This window comes from Enterobacter cloacae complex sp. P40C2 (genome assembly GCF_014930695.1).
GTDB classification, from domain to species: domain Bacteria; phylum Pseudomonadota; class Gammaproteobacteria; order Enterobacterales; family Enterobacteriaceae; genus Enterobacter; species Enterobacter pasteurii.
On record NZ_JADBRP010000013.1, the window covers coordinates 64,514 to 81,203 of the forward strand.

Consider the following 16,690-nt stretch of genomic DNA (forward strand, 5'->3'; position numbering starts at 1 on the left):
TCATGATTAAGAAAATCGGTGTGTTGACAAGCGGCGGTGATGCGCCGGGCATGAACGCGGCAATTCGTGGGGTTGTCCGTGCAGCGCTGACGGAAGGTCTGGAAGTTTTTGGTATCTATGACGGTTATCTGGGTCTGTATGAAGACCGCATGGTTCAACTCGACCGTTACAGCGTGTCTGACATGATCAACCGTGGTGGTACATTCCTCGGCTCCGCGCGCTTCCCGGAATTCCGTGACGAACACATCCGTGAAGTGGCTATCGAAAACATGAAAAAACGCGGCCTGGACGCGCTGGTGGTTATCGGCGGCGACGGCTCATACATGGGTGCAAAACGTCTGACCGAAATGGGCTTCCCGTGCATCGGCCTGCCTGGCACCATCGATAACGATATCAAAGGCACCGATTACACCATCGGTTACTTCACCGCCCTGGGTACCGTTGTGGAAGCCATCGACCGCCTGCGTGACACCTCTTCTTCGCACCAGCGTATTTCTATCGTTGAGGTGATGGGCCGTTACTGCGGTGACCTGACCCTGGCGGCGGCCATTGCCGGTGGGTGTGAGTTCGTGGTGGTTCCGGAAGTGGAATTCAGCCGTGAAGATCTGGTTGCTGAAATCAAAGCCGGTATCGCGAAAGGTAAAAAACACGCGATCGTTGCCATCACCGAGCACATCTGTGATGTTGATGAACTGGCGAAGTATATCGAAACCGAAACCAAACGCGAAACCCGTGCAACCGTTCTGGGCCACATCCAGCGTGGCGGTTCCCCGGGTCCATACGACCGCATCCTGGCGTCCCGCATGGGCGCGTACGCTATCGAGCTGCTCCTGCAGGGGCACGGCGGCCGTTGCGTCGGCATCCAGAACGAACAGCTCGTTCACCATGACATCATCGACGCGATTGAAAACATGAAGCGTCCGTTCAAAGGTGACTGGCTGGACTGCGCGAAAAAACTGTACTGATCGGCATTCAGGATAAATGCAAAACGGTAACCCCAGGGTTACCGTTTTTTTTGTGTGCTCCCTCTCCTGTGGAGAGGGCTGGGGTGAGAGCATCAGGCCACTCATCCACTTTTTTATTCCCTCACGTTATAGCCAATCTTTTTTTATTCTTTAATCATCCATTCGCTTTCTGGCACGCTGCATTCATCAAAACACTGCATAAGAGAGCCGGGCGATGAACAAATGGGGCGTGGGGTTAACATTATTGCTGGCATCGACCAGCGTACTGGCAAAGGACATTCAGCTACTGAACGTGTCGTATGATCCGACGCGTGAACTGTACGACCAGTACAACAAGGCCTTCGCGGCGCACTGGAAGCAGGAAACCGGCGATAACGTGGTGGTTCGCCAGTCTCACGGCGGTTCCGGCAAGCAGGCGACGTCCGTGATCAACGGCATCGAAGCCGATGTGGTCACCCTCGCGCTGGCCTATGACGTGGACGCGATTGCCGAACGTGGCCGTATCGACAAAAACTGGATCAAGCGCCTGCCGGATAACTCTGCGCCATACACCTCGACCATTGTCTTCCTGGTGCGTAAAGGCAACCCGAAACAGATCAAAGACTGGAACGATCTGGTTAAGCCGGGCGTGTCCGTCATTACTCCGAACCCGAAAAGCTCCGGCGGCGCACGCTGGAACTACCTGGCGGCCTGGGGCTATGCGCTGCACCACAACAGCGGTGACCAGGCGAAAGCGCAGGACTTCGTCAAGGCGCTGTTTAAAAACGTCGAAGTGCTGGACTCCGGCGCGCGCGGCGCGACCAATACCTTCGTTGAGCGCGGCATTGGCGACGTGCTGATTGCCTGGGAAAACGAAGCCCTGCTGGCAACCCACGAGCTGGGTAAAGACAAGTTTGAGATCGTTACCCCAAGCGAATCCATTCTGGCCGAGCCGACCGTCTCCGTGGTCGATAAGGTCGTGGATAAAAAAGGGTCCCGGGCGGTGGCGGAAGCTTACCTGAAGTATCTCTACTCGCCGGAAGGCCAGGAAATCGCGGCGAAAAATTACTACCGCCCACGGGATGAATCTGTCGCGAAGAAGTATGAAAACGCCTTTCCGAAGCTGAAGCTGTTCACTATCGATGGGGTGTTTGGCGGCTGGACGAAAGCGCAGAAGGAGCACTTCTCTAACGGCGGCACCTTCGACCAGATCAGCAAGCGTTAAGCGTTTCACAACGCACGACACGGTTACCCGGTGTGAGAAATCCACCGGGTTTTTTATTTGGTCATCATTTTGCGTTACTCTTTTGCCTTTATTGAAAACAGGGAACGCGTTGTGAAAAAAATTATCTTATCGATCCTGATTATTATCGCCCTTGCCGCAGGCGGCGTGTACTGGATGAAAGCGGGTAATCCGAATGCGTTGCGCCATATCGTTCTCGACCAGTGTGTGCCCAACCAGCTGCAAAACCATAATCCGGCGCCGTGCGCGGAGGTGAAGCCGGATGCCGGCTACGTGGTGTTTAAAGACCGCAACGGGCCGCTGCAATATCTTCTGATGCCCACCTACCGTATCAACGGCACCGAAAGCCCGCTGCTGACCGAGCCTCAGACGCCGAACTTCTTCTGGCTGGCATGGCAGTCGCGTAACTTTATGAGCATGAAGCGGGGAGCTGAGGTACCCGACAGCGCCGTTTCGCTGACCATCAACTCCCCGACCGGACGCACGCAAAACCATTTCCATATCCATATCTCCTGCCTGCGCCCGGACGTGCGCGAGAAGCTTAACGCGGCGCAGGGGCAAATCAGCACCCAGTGGCTACCGCTTCCGGGCGGGCTGGAAGGGCACGAGTACCTTGCCCGTCGGGTGACGGAGAACGAGCTGGTGCAGCGTAGTCCGTTTATGATGCTGGCGGAGGAGCTGCCGGAAGCGCGCGACCATATGGGGCGCTTCGCGCTGGCGATGGCGCAGCAGTCTGACGGATCGTTTGTGCTGCTGGCGACGGAGCGTAACTGGCTTGCCTTTAACCGCGCGTCGGCTGAGGAATTACAGGATCATCAATGCGATATCCTGAAGTGACCCCACCATAAATAGCGTTTACTCGTCCTGCCTGTCGCCGTAGACTTGCTGAAAAATTCTACAGGAGACAGGTATGTCGCTCTGGTTAACGCATCCTCTGTTGCTTCCCTCGCTGATCGTCGGCGTCACCATCGTCCTGTGGGCGACGTCGCTATTGCCGGAATTTATCACCGCGCTGCTGTTCTTCACGGCGGCGATGGCCGCCAGAATTGCCCCGCCGGAAGCGATCTTTGGCGGTTTTTCCTCGTCGGCTTTCTGGCTGGTATTCAGCGGCTTTGTGCTGGGCGTGGCGATCCGTAAAACCGGTCTGGCAGACAGGGCCGCCCGGGCGCTATCGGCGAAACTCACCGACTCCTGGGTGCTGATGGTGGCGAGCGTGGTGCTGCTGAGCTACGCCCTGGCGTTCGTGATGCCGTCAAACATGGGGCGTATTGCGCTGCTGATGCCGATTGTCGCGGCCATGGCGAAGCGGGCCGACATTCCCGACGGCTCGCGCGCCTGGTTTGGCCTGGCGCTGGCGGTCGGCTTCGGCACCTTCCAGCTCTCGGCCACTATCCTGCCCGCCAACGTGCCTAACCTGGTCATGAGCGGCGCGGCGGAAGGCTCGTACGGTATTCACCTGAACTACGTTCCCTACCTGCTGTTGCACACGCCTGTTCTGGGCATGCTCAAGGGCCTGATTCTGATTGGCCTGATCTGCTGGCTGTTCCCCGGCAGCCCGAAACCGGCGAAGGATCTCACGCCGTCTGAACCGATGGGGCGTGACGAAAAGCGACTCGCCTGGCTGCTGGCGGTGGTGCTGATGATGTGGGTGACGGAGAGCTGGCACGGCGTGGGGCCAGCGTGGACGGGGCTGGCGGCCTCGATTATCGTCATGCTCCCGCGCATTGGTTTTATCACCGGCGAGGAGTTCTCGGCGGGGGTAAATATGCGCACCTGTATTTACGTTGCGGGTATTCTCGGGCTGGCGATCGTCGTGACGCAAACCGGTATCGGTTCGGCTGTGGGAGAGGTGCTGCTTCATATCATGCCGCTGGATGCGGACCGACCGTTTACCAGCTTCCTGGCGCTGACCGGGATCACCACGGCGCTCAACTTCATTATGACCGCCAACGGCGTTCCGGCGCTCTATACCACGCTGGCGCAGAGCTTTTCCGACGCGACCGGTTTTCCGCTGCTGTCGGTGATTATGATTCAGGTGCTGGGGTACTCCACGCCGCTGCTGCCGTATCAGGCGTCGCCGATTGTGGTGGCGATGGGCTTAGGGAAAGTGCCCGCGAAGGCGGGAATGCTGCTCTGCCTGGCGCTGGCGATTGCGACGTATCTGGTGCTGCTGCCGCTGGATTACTTGTGGTTTAGCGTGTTGGGGAAAGTGTAGTTCGGCGCGAGGGGTTTCCCCTCACCCCAACCCTCTCCCACAGGGAGAGGGAGGAGAAGAGCGGTGGGCAAGCGCAAGCGCCACCCGCCACAACAGCATTACGCCTGTTTAGCCGCTTCTGCTGCCTTAACGATCACCGCGAAAGCGTCAGCCTTCAGGGATGCGCCGCCAACCAGCGCGCCGTCGATGTCTGGCTGGGTGAACAGCTCGGCAGCGTTGGATGCGTTAACGGAACCGCCGTACTGGATGATAACCTGCTCAGCCACTTTCGCGTCTGCTTTAGCAATGTGGTCACGGATGAACTTGTGCACCGCCTGAGCCTGCGCTGGCGTTGCAGATTTGCCGGTGCCGATCGCCCATACTGGCTCGTAAGCGATAACCGCGCCTTCGAACGCTGCCGCACCCTGAGTTTTCAGCACGGCGTCGATCTGACGAGCGCATACTTCTTCAGTTTTGCCCGCTTCGTTTTCTGCTTCGGTTTCACCGATGCACAGAACCGGGATCAGACCCTGCTCTTTCAGCACGGCGAATTTCTTTGCGATGAACTCGTCAGATTCTTTGTGGTAGGTGCGACGCTCAGAGTGGCCGATAATGATGTATTTCGCGCCGATATCTTTCAGCATTTCAGCGGAGGTTTCACCAGTGAATGCGCCGGACAGGTTAACGTCAACGTTCTGCGCGCCCAGCACGATGTGGCTGCCGTCAGCGGCACGTTTAGCCAGATCCAGATACATATCCGGCGGAGCGATAGCAACCGCGCAGCCGGTCACGCCAGCCAGCTCTTTACGCAGGTTAGCAACCAGTTCGTTTACCATGTGGCGGCTGCCGTTCAGTTTCCAGTTACCCATCACTAAAGGATGTCGCATTTCAATTCTCCACGCTCAATAAGCGAATTAAGGAATATGGCCACCCTTAAGGGCAGCATGGTCTGTGAATCAGTATAGAGATTTTCCCTCGAAAGGCTTTGCTTTTTGTCATTAATTCGCCCCCTCGAGTGCGTCTGATAGTGCCAGCTTAATCGGTTCAACTGCGAAGGTCAGCCCCTTTTCGCCGTTATCTGCCACAACATAGCGAACGGCACCTTCCGTATCGGCGTAATAGCGTTTGTTTTTACCGGCAGCGAGCAGTTTTTGCAGCTTTTGCTGGCTCTGCGTTTTGGTGAAGGTGGGCGTAAAGGCGTGCAGGATAGCGCTCATATACTCCAGCGCTTTTGCTTTCGCCGCTTTCTGCTCTGGCCCCTGAATCGGCAGCCAGGTGATCTGCATGCTTTTGATTTTCAGCGTTCCGCGCTCCAGCGCGGTGGAGGCATACAGATTCTCGTTAATTTTGCTGGCCGCGCGGGTCAGGGTCGGCGTATCGCGGGCGCCGTCAATCGCACGGAACTCTCCCAGCGGAAGCGAGGGATTGTCTTTGTTAAAGGCCTCGCGGAACTGGCTGATTGACCGATCGAAAGAGGGGGCGCCCGCCAGAAGATAGGGGGCGGTGACCGGGGACGTGGTTTCCGCGGCATGCAGGGTGAAACTGGCGCTCAGCATCGCTAAACACATAAAAAGAGAGTGTGCCGAACTTTTCATCAACATTGCCCCTGGCCGTCATTGCCCATGATTAAAACGATATCTGGTCGGCTTGTCAAAAGGTCACAACTCCAGGGTAAAATGCGGGCTAAACGATAATAAGGAACCTTACATGACCATACAGCAGTGGCTGTTTTCATTCAAAGGGCGTATTGGACGCCGTGACTTCTGGATCTGGATGGCAACGTGGGTTATCGCCATGCTGCTTCTGTTTTTTGTTGCCTTCAACGCCTGGCTGAGCACGCAAACCGCGGCGTTTGCGCTGGTCTGTTTACTGTGGCCAACCGCCGCCGTGGTGGTTAAGCGTCTGCACGATCGTGGCCGCTCCGGCGCATGGGCATTTCTGATTATTCTGGCGTGGATGCTGGTGGCGGGGAACTGGGCGATGCTGCCCTCGATCCTTCCCTGGGTGGTAGGCAGGCTGCTACCGACCATTATTTTTGTGATGATGGTGGTCGAGCTGGGCGCGTTTATCGGCACCCAGAGCGAGAACAAATACGGAAAAGATACCCTTGAGGTGAAGTACCGCTGATCACCAGTAGTGTTCGGCGGTCATATGGCCCGGCCGACGGCGAAGGTGCTTCGTCATCTGCCGGGTATCCTTCAGCAGCTGCTGCGTGTCGCGCACCATCTGCGGGTTACCGCACAGCATCACGTGGCTGGTTTCAGTATTCATCGGCAAACCAACCGCCTCTTCCAGCGCGCCGCTTTCAATCAGCGCCGGAACGCGACCGGTTAACGAGCCGGCCGCGTTTTCCCGGCTGACCACCGTCTGAATTTTTAACTTTCCGCCGTACCGCTGTTCCAGCGCCTGCATCTGCGGCAGATAGCTCAGGTCTGCGGCGTATCGCGCAGCGTGAACCAGCACGATGTTTTTAAAGCGATCCAGATCTTTACCGTACTGCAAAATAGAGAGATACGGGCCGATGGCCGTGCCGGTCGCCAGCATCCAGAGCGTTTCGCAGTCCGGGATTTCATCCAGCACGAAGAACCCCGCCGCGTCGCTGACAATCTGCACTTCATCACCCGGTTTCAGCGCGGCAAGGCGCGGGCTAAGCTTACCGTCCGGGACGGTAACAAGGTAGAACTCGAGATCCGGATTATCAGGCGCATTAACGTAAGAGTAGGCCCGCTGTACGCGTTCACCGTCGATATCCAGCCCGAGCTTGGCAAACTGCCCGGCGGTAAACGGATGAACGGGAGCGTGAAGGGTGAGACTAAATAGCGCATCGGTCCAGAACTGTACCTTTGTGACTTTACCTGTTACCCAGTCCGCCATGATCTTCTCCTGTGCTGTTTCTCTGTTCTATCTTCCGTACTTATGGGAAACATTTCCAGCCCCTTCGGGCCGGAAAGCTCGATCGATCAAACGGTTTTACAGAATGTGCGTCTGCACGTCCGGGTCTTTACGATCCAGATAGTGGATAGACTGAATGCGGCGAATGGTGCGCGATTTACCGCGGATAAGCAGGGTCTCGGTGGTTGCCATGTTGCCCTTGCGCGTAATGCCGTCCAGCAGATCGCCTTTGGTAATGCCGGTTGCGGAGAAGACCACGTTATCGCTGCGCGCCATCTCGTTCAGCGCGAGCACCTTATTGGCTTCGATGCCCATTGCCGCGCAGCGCGCCAGTTCGTCCTCACCGATGCGACGGTTCTCGTCGCTGTCGCCTTTGACCTCATGGCGCGGCAGCAGGCGCGCCTGCATATCGCCGTCCAGCGCGCGGATCACTGCCGCAGAGACCACGCCTTCCGGCGCGCCGCCGATGCCGTACAGCACGTCGACCTCGCTGTCCGGCATGCAGGTCAGAATAGACGCGGCAACGTCGCCATCAGGAATGGCAAACACGCGCACGCCCAGCGTTTGCAGGTATGCGATGGTGGCGTCGTGGCGTGGTTTTGCCAGAATGGTCACGGTGAGCTCGCTGAGCGGCTTACCCAGCGCCGCCGCGATATTGCGCAGGTTAGCGTCCAGCGGCAGGCTGAGGTCGATAGCGCCCTTCGCGCCGGGGCCGACAATCAGCTTTTCCATATACATATCGGGCGCGTTAAGGAAGCAGCCCTTATCGCCCACGGCGAGCACTGCCAGCGCGTTGGCCTGGCCCATCGCCGTCATGCGCGTGCCTTCAATCGGGTCGACCGCGATATCCACCGCATCGCCTTTGCCGGTTCCGACTTTTTCGCCGATGTAGAGCATCGGGGCTTCGTCGATTTCGCCTTCGCCAATGACGATAGTGCCGTCAATATTGACCTGATTAAGCACAATACGCATGGCATGGACAGCCGCGCCGTCTGCGGTATTTTTGTCGCCACGACCCAGCCACTTATAGCCTGCGAGGGCGGCCGCTTCGGTGACGCGGGAAAACTCGATAGCAAGTTCACGTTTCATGAGGTACTCGTACAATCAAAAGGAATTGCACGAAGTTTATCATAGAGTGGGGATGGGTGAGGGAACCGGTGCGGCCGGAACCCCTCACCCCGGCCCTCTCCCCAAAGGGGAGAGGGTGTTTTAAGTCCCCTCGCCCCTTTGGGGAGAGGGTTAGGGTGAGGGGTGAGTCTGTCTTACTCGTCGTGCTCTTCCCACGCCAGGGCGCGTTTCACCGCTTTCTTCCAGCCGCTGTAGCGGTAGTTACGCTCGGTGGTTTCGATGCCGGGGCGGAATTCGCGTTCGATCACCGCTTTTTCCTGAAGCTCGTCGAGGTTCTGCCAGAAGCCTACCGCCAGACCTGCCAGATACGCCGCGCCCAGGGCCGTCACTTCACGCACCTCAGGACGCTCTACGCGGGTACCCAGAATGTCGGACTGGAACTGCATCAGGAAGTTGTTGGCCACCGCACCGCCATCCACGCGCAGGGCGTGCAGGCGAATGCCGGAGTCAGCCTGCATCGCTTCCAGCACGTCGCGCGTCTGGTAGGCAATGGATTCCAGCGTGGCGCGAATGATGTGGTTAGCGTTTACGCCACGCGTCAGGCCGAAAATCGCGCCGCGGGCATACGGATCCCAGTACGGTGCGCCCAGGCCGGTAAACGCGGGCACCACGTATACGCCGTTGGTGTCTTTCACCTTGGTCGCGAAGTATTCGGAGTCAAACGCATCGCCGATCAGCTTCATCTCGTCACGCAGCCACTGAATGGACGCTCCCGCCATGAATACCGCGCCTTCCAGGGCGTAGTTCACTTCGCCGCGCGGGCCGCAGGCGATGGTGGTCAGCAGGCCGTTCTCCGATTTCACCGCTTTCTCGCCGGTATTCATCAGCATAAAGCAGCCGGTACCGTAGGTGTTCTTCGCCATCCCTTCCTTGACGCACAGCTGGCCGAACAGCGCCGCCTGCTGGTCACCGGCGATACCGGCGATAGGAATACGCGTGCCGCCTTTACCACCAATGTTGGTCTGGCCGTACACTTCTGACGATTTACGCACTTGCGGCAGCATGGCGCGCGGAATGTCCAGCGCGTCCAGCATCTTGTCGTCCCACTCCAGAGTGTTGATGTTGAACAGCATGGTACGCGAGGCGTTGGTGTAGTCGGTAACGTGGACACGCCCCTGGGTCATCTTCCAGATAAGCCAGGTATCGACGGTGCCGAACAGCAGCTCGCCGCGTTTTGCGCGCTCGCGTGAACCTTCCACGTGGTCGAGGATCCACTTCACCTTGGTGCCGGAGAAATAAGGGTCAACCACCAGGCCGGTGGCGCTGCGTACGTACTCTTCCATTCCGTCGCGCTTCAGCTGTTCGCAGATCTCTGACGTACGGCGGCACTGCCAGACGATGGCGTTGTAAATCGGTTTTCCGGTTTCACGCTCCCAGACCACGGTGGTTTCACGCTGGTTGGTGATACCGATCGCGGCGATTTCGTCGGAACTGATATCGGCTTTCGCCAGCACTTCCACCAGCGTGGAGCTTTGTGACGCCCAGATCTCCATCGGGTCGTGCTCAACCCAGCCTGGACGCGGATAAATTTGCTCAAATTCGCGTTGAGATACGCTGACAATGTTCGCGTCATGATCCATTACGACAGCGCGGGAGCTGGTGGTGCCCTGGTCGAGCGCAACGATATATTTTTTTTCGGTCATGGTATGTGTCCCGTAGTCAGATTACAGCGAAGCTTTTTGTTGTGTGGTGGAAGTCGTCTCTTTCTCCTCCTCCACACAGGTGTCGCACGGTAAGTGGCGACCAATTAATTTGCGATAGCCGAAGGCGCCCAGCGCAGCCCCTACGATCGGCCCGAACAGCGGAACCAGGAAGTAAGGAATGTCTTTGCCACCGGTGAAGGCGACGTCGCCCCATCCCGCAAAGAAGGCGAAGGTTTTTGGACCCAGATCGCGCGCCGGGTTCATCGCAAAGCCGGTCAGCGGACCCATTGATGCGCCAATCACCGCAATCAGCAGACCAATCAGCAGCGGCGCCAGCGGGCCACGCGGAATGCCGTTACCGTCATCGCCCAGCGCCATAATGACGCCCATCAGAATAGCGGTAATCACCATTTCAACAGCGAACGCCTGCACAAAATTGATATGCGGATTGGGGTACGTTGAGAAAATGCCAGCCAGATCCAGACTTTCGACACTACCACGCACCATATGATGCGTCTGCTCGAAGTCGATGAAAAGATTGTAATAAAGCCCGTAAACTAACGCCGCTGCGCAAAAGGCGCCGGCAAACTGAGAAATGATGAAGGGAACAACTTTGCGTCCGTCAAAGCACGCGAACAGCCATAACGCGATGGTCACCGCCGGGTTAAGATGTGCGCCGGAAACGCCTGCGGTCAGGTAGATGGCCATCGCCACGCCCAGACCCCAGATGATACTGATTTCCCACTGACCGAAACTGGCACCCGCCACTTTCAGTGCAGCAACACAGCCTACTCCGAAGAATATCAACAACCCGGTACCAAGGAACTCGGCAATGCACTGGCCTTTTAAGGTTGATGTCTGACTCATAATCGGAATCCTGCATAAGAGTAATGTTTATTGTTAGCGTGACTGCCCGTGACGGTCACGATGCCCTGTAGACACAGTGTTAATTTATCGTTAACGAGCAAAAACGAGAAATATCGAAATCAAAATGTGTGGTACACGTCAATAAAATGAGCGTTTTCGCGTCATAAAGCGCGTTTTTGCATCAACCGATGAAAGCCTGCTGAATCATTTCTTTAACTTATGGGTTAACAACTTAGGGGTATATGCCGCGAACGCACCAGGACGAGGCCGAAAAGTGTTGCAAACCGCGATCTGCGTGGCATGCCGCTGGACAGGGGCGACGGCGCTCCATACAATCGGAACATATGTTGTGCGCGTTTACGTTAAAGCGTCGCCTTGCAATTCAGGAGAGGTAGGATCATGTCTTTAGAAGTGTTTGAGAAACTGGAATCGAAAGTACAGCAGGCGATTGACACCATCACGCTGCTGCAAATGGAAATTGAAGAGCTGAAAGAGAAGAACAACTCCCTGTCTCAGGAAGTTCAGAACGCTCAGCACAGCCGCGAAGAACTGGAGCGCGAAAACAACCAGCTGCGCGAACAGCAGAACGGCTGGCAGGATCGCCTTCAGGCGCTGCTGGGACGTATGGAAGAAGTCTGATTTCCGTTAGGAATGAATTGAGTAGGCCGGGTAAGGCGAAGCCACCACCCGGCTTTTTTTATGGTTTTCGTCAACTGACAATAACCATAAAAAAGGCCGCCCGAGGCGGCCTTAACGCTACTTGTCCTGCGCTGTCGTAGCAAAAGCAACAAACCCAATAGGTTCATCACTCTTTACAACGAGTACGCTGGCGACAATGAACGCGATACATAAATAGCGTTTCATTATGCGGTCCCTGCTGCTTACCGCTCCACCGTTCACCACCGGTGATAAGTCGGTGGACACAAGCCCGGTTAAAGATTGCTTTACGGTTGTGAATACACCTTTCCCAGGACCGATGCCCATTTGCGAGATGGCGGAAAGGGACACAGCATCATAATGAGCAACAGCTGCGGAGTTAAGGTTTCCACACATAATTAGGAATTTATAAAGGGTCGACAGGGGTTACGTGAGGAATGAACCAGGATAAGATAAAAATCCTGGTTAAAGGTTGCAATATCACCCAACGGACCGCGAATCCCGAGGGACAAAAAAACCGCCACATTCCTGTTGGCGGTTTTTTTATGCATCTCGCTTACCGATTAACTACTCAATATCCAGCGCATCCTCGGAAAGGATAATGCCGGTATTGTCAGCGTAAAGGTGGTCGCCGGAGAAGAAGGTCACGCCGCCAAAATTAACGCGCACGTCGCTTTCGCCGATGCCGTCACCCGCCGCGCCTACCGGAATGGCCGCGATGGCCTGAATACCAATATCCAGGTCTTCCAGATCGTCTACCTGGCGTACGGAGCCGTAGACCACAATGCCTTCCCACTCGTTTTGCACGGCGAGGCGAGCGAGGTCCGCATCGATAAGCGCACGGCGCACCGAACCGCCACCGTCGACCAGCAGGACGCGGCCACGGCCGTTCTCTTCGAGCAGATCGTACAGCAACCCGTTGTCCTCGAAACATTTCACCGTAATGATTTGCCCGCCAAACGACGACCGTCCGCCAAAGTTGGAGAACAGGGGTTCAACGACGTTGACATCTTCCTGGTAGATGTCGCAAAGCTCGGAGGTATCGTATTTCATAGGTTTAACGCTCTGTTGCTGCGAATGTGTTCAGTATATCGTGCGAAATGCGTTGTTGGCAAAATCATCAATTGTTAATTGATATTTGTCAGCTAACTGAGCGTCTGGCTTAAGACAATCCCGATGACGAACAGCAGGTTAGTCAGCAATGCGCCTTTTACGGTGCGCTCCAGCATCGGCGGCATGGCGGCCGGGCTGAGTTCACGCATGACAAAGCGGGCCTGTTTAATCAGCAGCGGTGCGGCGAGCACGAACAGCCAGCCCCACAGGCTGTGCAGCGAAATCAGGTTAAACAGCGCCAGGCAAACCAGCGCGCCGATGAGCAGGCAGGCGTGATAGCGGCGTGCATTCACCGGCCCCAGACGCACGGCCAGCGTGTTTTTGCCGTTCTCACGATCGCTGTTGATGTCGCGCAGGTTGTTGATGTTAAGTACCGCCGTCGCCAGCAGGCCACAGGCGGTCGCGGGGAGGAACAGGGCAGGGATCACCGTATGCGCCTGTAAATACCAGCTTCCCATTACGCTCAGCCAGCCGAAGAACACCAGCACGGAAATATCGCCCAGGCCAATATATCCGTAAGGGCGCGTGCCAACGGTATAGGTAATGGCCGCGATAATAGCGAGCAGACCCAGCACCAGGAAGCCAATGAAATCGCTGGTGGTTTTCGAGGCGACCGTCACCAGCGCCAGCCCTGACAGACAAATCAGTACCACGGTGATAATCAGCGCGCGCTTCATCTGTGCCTGGGTAATCACCCCTTTTTGCATCCCGCGCAGTGGCCCGATACGGTCAGGCTTGTCGCTGCCTTTTACCGCATCGCCGTAGTCGTTCGCGAGGTTAGAGAGGATTTGCAGAAGTCCTGCGGTAATCAGCGCCAGACCCGCAACCAGCGGATCGAAATGGCCCTGCCACCAGGCAAGAGTGGTGCCGACGATAATGGCGGCAAAAGCCAGAGGAAGCGTTTTAGGGCGCAGACTTTCGAGCCAGGCCTGCGTACGGCTGATATCAGTCATAGTTATTTAGCCAATAAAAATGGGGGCCATAGCCCCCATCAACAGTGATGAAAATGCATTGAACGCGATTATAGAATAAAACGGCTCAGATCTTCATCTGCCACTAACGCATCCAGGTGTTTACCCACGTATTCTGCGTCAATGGTAATGCTTTGGCCGTTCAGGTCGCTTGCATCGTAAGAGATGTCTTCCATCAGGCGTTCCAGGACGGTGTGCAGACGACGCGCGCCGATGTTCTCGGTGGTTTCGTTGACCTGCCATGCGGCCTGGGCGATGCGCTTGATGCCATCGTCGGTGAACTCGATGTTCACGCCTTCGGTCGCCATCAGCGCTTTGTACTGTACGGTTACAGAGGCGTTTGGCTCGGTCAGGATGCGTTCGAAATCTTCGGTGGTCAGCGCCTGCAGCTCAACGCGGATTGGCAGACGACCCTGCAGCTCCGGGATCAGGTCAGACGGGCTGGCAATCTGGAACGCACCAGAGGCGATAAACAGGATGTGGTCAGTTTTCACCATCCCGTGCTTGGTGGAGACGGTGCAGCCTTCCACCAGCGGCAGCAGGTCGCGCTGTACGCCTTCGCGGGAGACGTCCGGGCCGGACGCGTTTCCGCGCTTACAGATTTTGTCGATTTCGTCGATAAACACGATACCGTGCTGCTCAACCGCGTCGATAGCGTCCTGCTTCAGCTCTTCCGGGTTAACCAGCTTCGCGGCTTCTTCTTCAATCAGCAGCTTCATCGCGTCTTTGATTTTCAGCTTACGCGCTTTCTGCTTCTGGCCGCCCAGGTTCTGGAACATGGACTGTAGCTGGCTGGTCATCTCTTCCATGCCCGGAGGGGCCATGATTTCAACGCCCATTGGCGCGGCAGCGAGATCGATCTCAATCTCTTTGTCGTCCAGCTCGCCTTCGCGCAGCTTTTTACGGAATGCCTGACGCGCAGCGGAAGGTTCAGACTGCTGTTCAGCCTGGCCCCAGTTGTTTTTTGCCGGTGGGATCAGCACGTCGAGAATACGCTCTTCGGCCATCTCTTCAGCGCGATAGCGGTTTTTCTCGATAGCCTGGACGCGCACCATTTTAATCGCGGAATCGGTCAGATCGCGGATGATGGAGTCCACTTCTTTACCCACGTAGCCCACTTCGGTGAACTTGGTGGCTTCTACTTTGATGAACGGCGCGTTAGCCAGTTTGGCCAGGCGACGGGCGATTTCGGTTTTACCGACACCGGTCGGGCCGATCATCAGGATGTTTTTCGGCGTCACCTCGTGGCGCAGCTCTTCGTCGAGCTGCATACGACGCCAGCGGTTACGCAGGGCGATAGCCACGGAGCGCTTGGCGTTATCCTGGCCGATGATGTGTTTGTTCAGTTCGCTGACAATTTCGCGTGGGGTCATTTCAGACATGGGCGATCCTTACGCTTTAGACGGTAATTCTTCGATGGTGTGATTGTGGTTGGTATAGATGCAGATATCACCTGCAATATCCAACGCTTTCACCGCGATATCGCGCGCGTTCATGTCGGTATTTTCCAACAGCGCACGGGCTGCAGCCTGGGCGTACGGGCCGCCAGAGCCGATGGCAATCAGGTCGTTTTCTGGCTGAACCACGTCACCGTTACCGGTGATGATCAGTGAGGCGTTTTCGTCGGCCACGGCCAGCAGCGCTTCGAGCTTGCGCAGCATGCGGTCGGTACGCCAGTCTTTTGCCAGCTCAACGGCGGCTTTCACCAGATGGCCCTGATGCATTTCCAGCTTGCGTTCAAACAGTTCAAACAGCGTGAAGGCATCCGCCGTGCCGCCTGCGAAACCGGCGATCACCTTATCGTTATAAAGACGACGCACTTTCTTCACGTTGCCTTTCATGACGGTATTACCCAGCGTGGCCTGGCCATCACCGGCAATTACCACCTGGCCGTTACGGCGTACACTTACTATTGTTGTCACGAGCAGACCCCCTGGTTACAAATTCGGGAAACAGAAGCCCTGAGCCTGTGCTCAGGGCTGAATTAAATGATAGATGGGGGAGATTTTGGGGGTTTCAACCCCCGGAGGCGAGTCGAATGCAGTTTGTATGGCCAGCCACTTTCAAACGGGAAATGGTGCCATCGGCATTTTCTTTGCCTTTGACCGGGCCAATCACCACGCGATTCCAGCCGTTGTTGGTGGTGATGCGTGAGTCGAATCCTTCAAATGCCAGCTGAGCACGCACCGTTTCTGCCTGCTCTGCGCCTTTAAATGAACCGCACTGAACCATCCAGCGACGTTCATCCTTTTTCTCAGCCGTCTGCTTTGGTGCTTCGGTCTCTCTGGAGACCGGCGCAGCCTGCTGCGTTTTAGGCTGTTGCGCGGTCGTATGCGCAGGCGTCTGCAGCAGATCCTGATACGGCTGAGCCGTTTGCTTTTGCGGCTGCGCTTTCGGCTGCTGCTGGACAGGCTGCGTTTGCGCGGTACGCGTCTGCTGCTGCGGTTGCGTGCGCGGCTGTTGTACCGGCTGCGTTTGCGTCCACTGCTGCTGTTGCGTTTGCTGCTGAGCCTGACGCTGGCGCTGCAACGTTTGCTGACGCTGCGCCGGGGTTTGTTCATTCCACGGCACTTCGTTCAGCTGCGTAGGCTGCTGGCGCATGTCCGCCTGCATCTGAGCAAGCAGTTGACGCTGTTCGTCCGTCAGCTGGTCGGCATTCTTCACTTCTCCCCCGGCTGAGGGTTCGGTAGGCGCACGTACGCCAGGCTGGCGGCTTTCCAGCTCTTTAATGTAGCGCCAGCGCTCTTCAGGCTTCGGAGGCAGGCCGTTGCCGACAACCTTATTCCCCTGAAGGGCTTCAGACTCTTCTTTTTTATGGTGCGTAATGAAGTAGAGGCCGCCAATAAAGGCCACCAGCACAGCCGCAGCAATGGCGACCATAGCTGGCGAGACAGCAGACAGGCTACGTTGCTTGCTTTTTGAACTACTCTTTTTGCGTCGCGAAGGTGCCGGCTGGCCGCGACGTACATAATCTCGTTGTGCCACTATCGTTTCGCTGTATTTATTCGTTCGTCAGCCCGCCATGTTACTTAAGCGAC

Annotated in this window: 17 protein-coding genes; 6 read left to right on the top strand and 11 right to left on the bottom strand. The window is 56.7% G+C overall.

Going from position 1 to position 16,690, the window contains the following annotated elements; all coding sequences use genetic code 11:
- The first annotated feature begins 2 nt into the window (after positions 1-2).
- The 4 genes from pfkA to IM304_RS19285 all read left to right on the top strand — a co-directional run bounded on the left by pfkA (position 3) and on the right by IM304_RS19285 (position 4,402).
- Positions 3-965 (top strand): 6-phosphofructokinase, encoded by a 963-nt coding sequence (pfkA, locus tag IM304_RS19270; protein ID WP_028014852.1) that lies wholly within the window; start codon positions 3-5, stop codon positions 963-965.
- A gap of 214 nt (positions 966-1,179) precedes the next feature.
- Positions 1,180-2,169, top strand: coding sequence for a sulfate ABC transporter substrate-binding protein (locus tag IM304_RS19275; RefSeq protein ID WP_193355905.1), 990 nt, complete (start codon positions 1,180-1,182; stop codon positions 2,167-2,169).
- Between the two features lie 111 nt (positions 2,170-2,280).
- A complete protein-coding gene (locus IM304_RS19280; protein WP_148422771.1) occupies positions 2,281-3,024 on the top strand; it encodes a CDP-diacylglycerol diphosphatase in 744 nt (247 codons plus the stop codon).
- A gap of 73 nt (positions 3,025-3,097) precedes the next feature.
- A complete protein-coding gene (locus IM304_RS19285) occupies positions 3,098-4,402 on the top strand; it encodes an SLC13 family permease (RefSeq protein ID WP_193355904.1) in 1,305 nt (434 codons plus the stop codon).
- A gap of 98 nt (positions 4,403-4,500) precedes the next feature.
- Here IM304_RS19285 and tpiA read toward each other — a convergent pair whose 3' ends face one another.
- The gene (gene tpiA / locus IM304_RS19290; protein WP_006808674.1) at positions 4,501-5,268 is read right to left on the bottom strand and encodes a triose-phosphate isomerase; all 768 of its coding nucleotides are present in this window, start codon (positions 5,266-5,268) and stop codon (positions 4,501-4,503) included.
- 111 nt (positions 5,269-5,379) lie between these two features.
- The gene (locus IM304_RS19295) at positions 5,380-5,976 is read right to left on the bottom strand and encodes a DUF1454 family protein (RefSeq protein WP_193355903.1); all 597 of its coding nucleotides are present in this window, start codon (positions 5,974-5,976) and stop codon (positions 5,380-5,382) included.
- A gap of 112 nt (positions 5,977-6,088) precedes the next feature.
- Here IM304_RS19295 and IM304_RS19300 point away from each other — a divergent pair, with 112 nt between their 5' ends.
- Complete coding sequence (locus tag IM304_RS19300; RefSeq protein ID WP_148422774.1) at positions 6,089-6,508, top strand: DUF805 domain-containing protein; 420 nt, start codon at positions 6,089-6,091, stop codon at positions 6,506-6,508.
- Here the strand turns inward: IM304_RS19300 and fpr are convergent, their stop codons facing one another.
- The 4 genes from fpr to IM304_RS19320 form a co-directional block, all read right to left on the bottom strand.
- Entirely contained in the window at positions 6,509-7,255 is a 747-nt protein-coding gene (gene fpr, locus IM304_RS19305; protein WP_148422775.1) for a ferredoxin--NADP(+) reductase, read from the bottom strand.
- 96 nt (positions 7,256-7,351) lie between these two features.
- On the bottom strand, positions 7,352-8,362 hold the full coding sequence (gene glpX, locus IM304_RS19310; RefSeq protein WP_148422776.1) for a class II fructose-bisphosphatase: 1,011 nt from the start codon (positions 8,360-8,362) through the stop codon (positions 7,352-7,354).
- A 173-nt stretch (positions 8,363-8,535) separates the two neighbouring features.
- Positions 8,536-10,044 (bottom strand): glycerol kinase GlpK, encoded by a 1,509-nt coding sequence (gene glpK, locus IM304_RS19315; RefSeq protein ID WP_176609189.1) that lies wholly within the window; start codon positions 10,042-10,044, stop codon positions 8,536-8,538.
- Between the two features lie 21 nt (positions 10,045-10,065).
- A complete protein-coding gene (locus IM304_RS19320) occupies positions 10,066-10,911 on the bottom strand; it encodes an MIP/aquaporin family protein (RefSeq protein ID WP_003862030.1) in 846 nt (281 codons plus the stop codon).
- Between the two features lie 399 nt (positions 10,912-11,310).
- Between IM304_RS19320 and zapB the strand changes: the two genes are divergently transcribed.
- Positions 11,311-11,550, top strand: coding sequence for a septal ring assembly protein ZapB (gene zapB, locus IM304_RS19325; protein ID WP_022649799.1), 240 nt, complete (start codon positions 11,311-11,313; stop codon positions 11,548-11,550).
- 585 nt (positions 11,551-12,135) lie between these two features.
- On the opposite strand, the gene rraA is transcribed toward zapB, so the two are convergent.
- The 5 genes from rraA to ftsN all read right to left on the bottom strand — a co-directional run bounded on the left by rraA (position 12,136) and on the right by ftsN (position 16,637).
- Positions 12,136-12,621, bottom strand: a complete 486-nt coding sequence (rraA, locus tag IM304_RS19330; RefSeq protein WP_023304635.1) for a ribonuclease E activity regulator RraA — start codon at positions 12,619-12,621, stop codon at positions 12,136-12,138.
- A gap of 92 nt (positions 12,622-12,713) precedes the next feature.
- A complete protein-coding gene (gene menA, locus IM304_RS19335; protein ID WP_193355902.1) occupies positions 12,714-13,634 on the bottom strand; it encodes a 1,4-dihydroxy-2-naphthoate polyprenyltransferase in 921 nt (306 codons plus the stop codon).
- Positions 13,635-13,702: 68 nt separating this feature from the next.
- Positions 13,703-15,034, bottom strand: coding sequence for an HslU--HslV peptidase ATPase subunit (hslU, locus tag IM304_RS19340; RefSeq protein WP_148422560.1), 1,332 nt, complete (start codon positions 15,032-15,034; stop codon positions 13,703-13,705).
- Positions 15,035-15,043: 9 nt separating this feature from the next.
- Positions 15,044-15,574 carry an ATP-dependent protease subunit HslV gene (gene hslV / locus IM304_RS19345; RefSeq protein WP_003862036.1) on the bottom strand — a complete coding sequence of 177 codons (531 nt, stop codon included), beginning with the start codon at positions 15,572-15,574 and terminating at the stop codon, positions 15,044-15,046.
- A gap of 94 nt (positions 15,575-15,668) precedes the next feature.
- Positions 15,669-16,637: a cell division protein FtsN gene (gene ftsN / locus IM304_RS19350; protein WP_193355901.1), complete on the bottom strand. Its 969-nt coding sequence runs from the start codon at positions 16,635-16,637 to the stop codon at positions 15,669-15,671.
- Positions 16,638-16,690 lie beyond the last annotated feature (53 nt).

Coding starts and splice junctions, on each gene's coding strand:
- zapB (WP_022649799.1), top strand. CDS start 11,311: ATGTCTTTAGAAGTGTTTGAGAAACTGGAATCGAAAGTACAGCAGGCG.
- IM304_RS19320 (WP_003862030.1), bottom strand. CDS start 10,911: ATGAGTCAGACATCAACCTTAAAAGGCCAGTGCATTGCCGAGTTCCTT.
- IM304_RS19295 (WP_193355903.1), bottom strand. CDS start 5,976: ATGAAAAGTTCGGCACACTCTCTTTTTATGTGTTTAGCGATGCTGAGC.
- menA (WP_193355902.1), bottom strand. CDS start 13,634: ATGACTGATATCAGCCGTACGCAGGCCTGGCTCGAAAGTCTGCGCCCT.
- IM304_RS19300 (WP_148422774.1), top strand. CDS start 6,089: ATGACCATACAGCAGTGGCTGTTTTCATTCAAAGGGCGTATTGGACGC.
- pfkA (WP_028014852.1), top strand. CDS start 3: ATGATTAAGAAAATCGGTGTGTTGACAAGCGGCGGTGATGCGCCGGGC.
- fpr (WP_148422775.1), bottom strand. CDS start 7,255: ATGGCGGACTGGGTAACAGGTAAAGTCACAAAGGTACAGTTCTGGACC.
- rraA (WP_023304635.1), bottom strand. CDS start 12,621: ATGAAATACGATACCTCCGAGCTTTGCGACATCTACCAGGAAGATGTC.
- glpK (WP_176609189.1), bottom strand. CDS start 10,044: ATGACCGAAAAAAAATATATCGTTGCGCTCGACCAGGGCACCACCAGC.
- glpX (WP_148422776.1), bottom strand. CDS start 8,362: ATGAAACGTGAACTTGCTATCGAGTTTTCCCGCGTCACCGAAGCGGCC.
- tpiA (WP_006808674.1), bottom strand. CDS start 5,268: ATGCGACATCCTTTAGTGATGGGTAACTGGAAACTGAACGGCAGCCGC.
- hslU (WP_148422560.1), bottom strand. CDS start 15,034: ATGTCTGAAATGACCCCACGCGAAATTGTCAGCGAACTGAACAAACAC.
- IM304_RS19285 (WP_193355904.1), top strand. CDS start 3,098: ATGTCGCTCTGGTTAACGCATCCTCTGTTGCTTCCCTCGCTGATCGTC.
- IM304_RS19275 (WP_193355905.1), top strand. CDS start 1,180: ATGAACAAATGGGGCGTGGGGTTAACATTATTGCTGGCATCGACCAGC.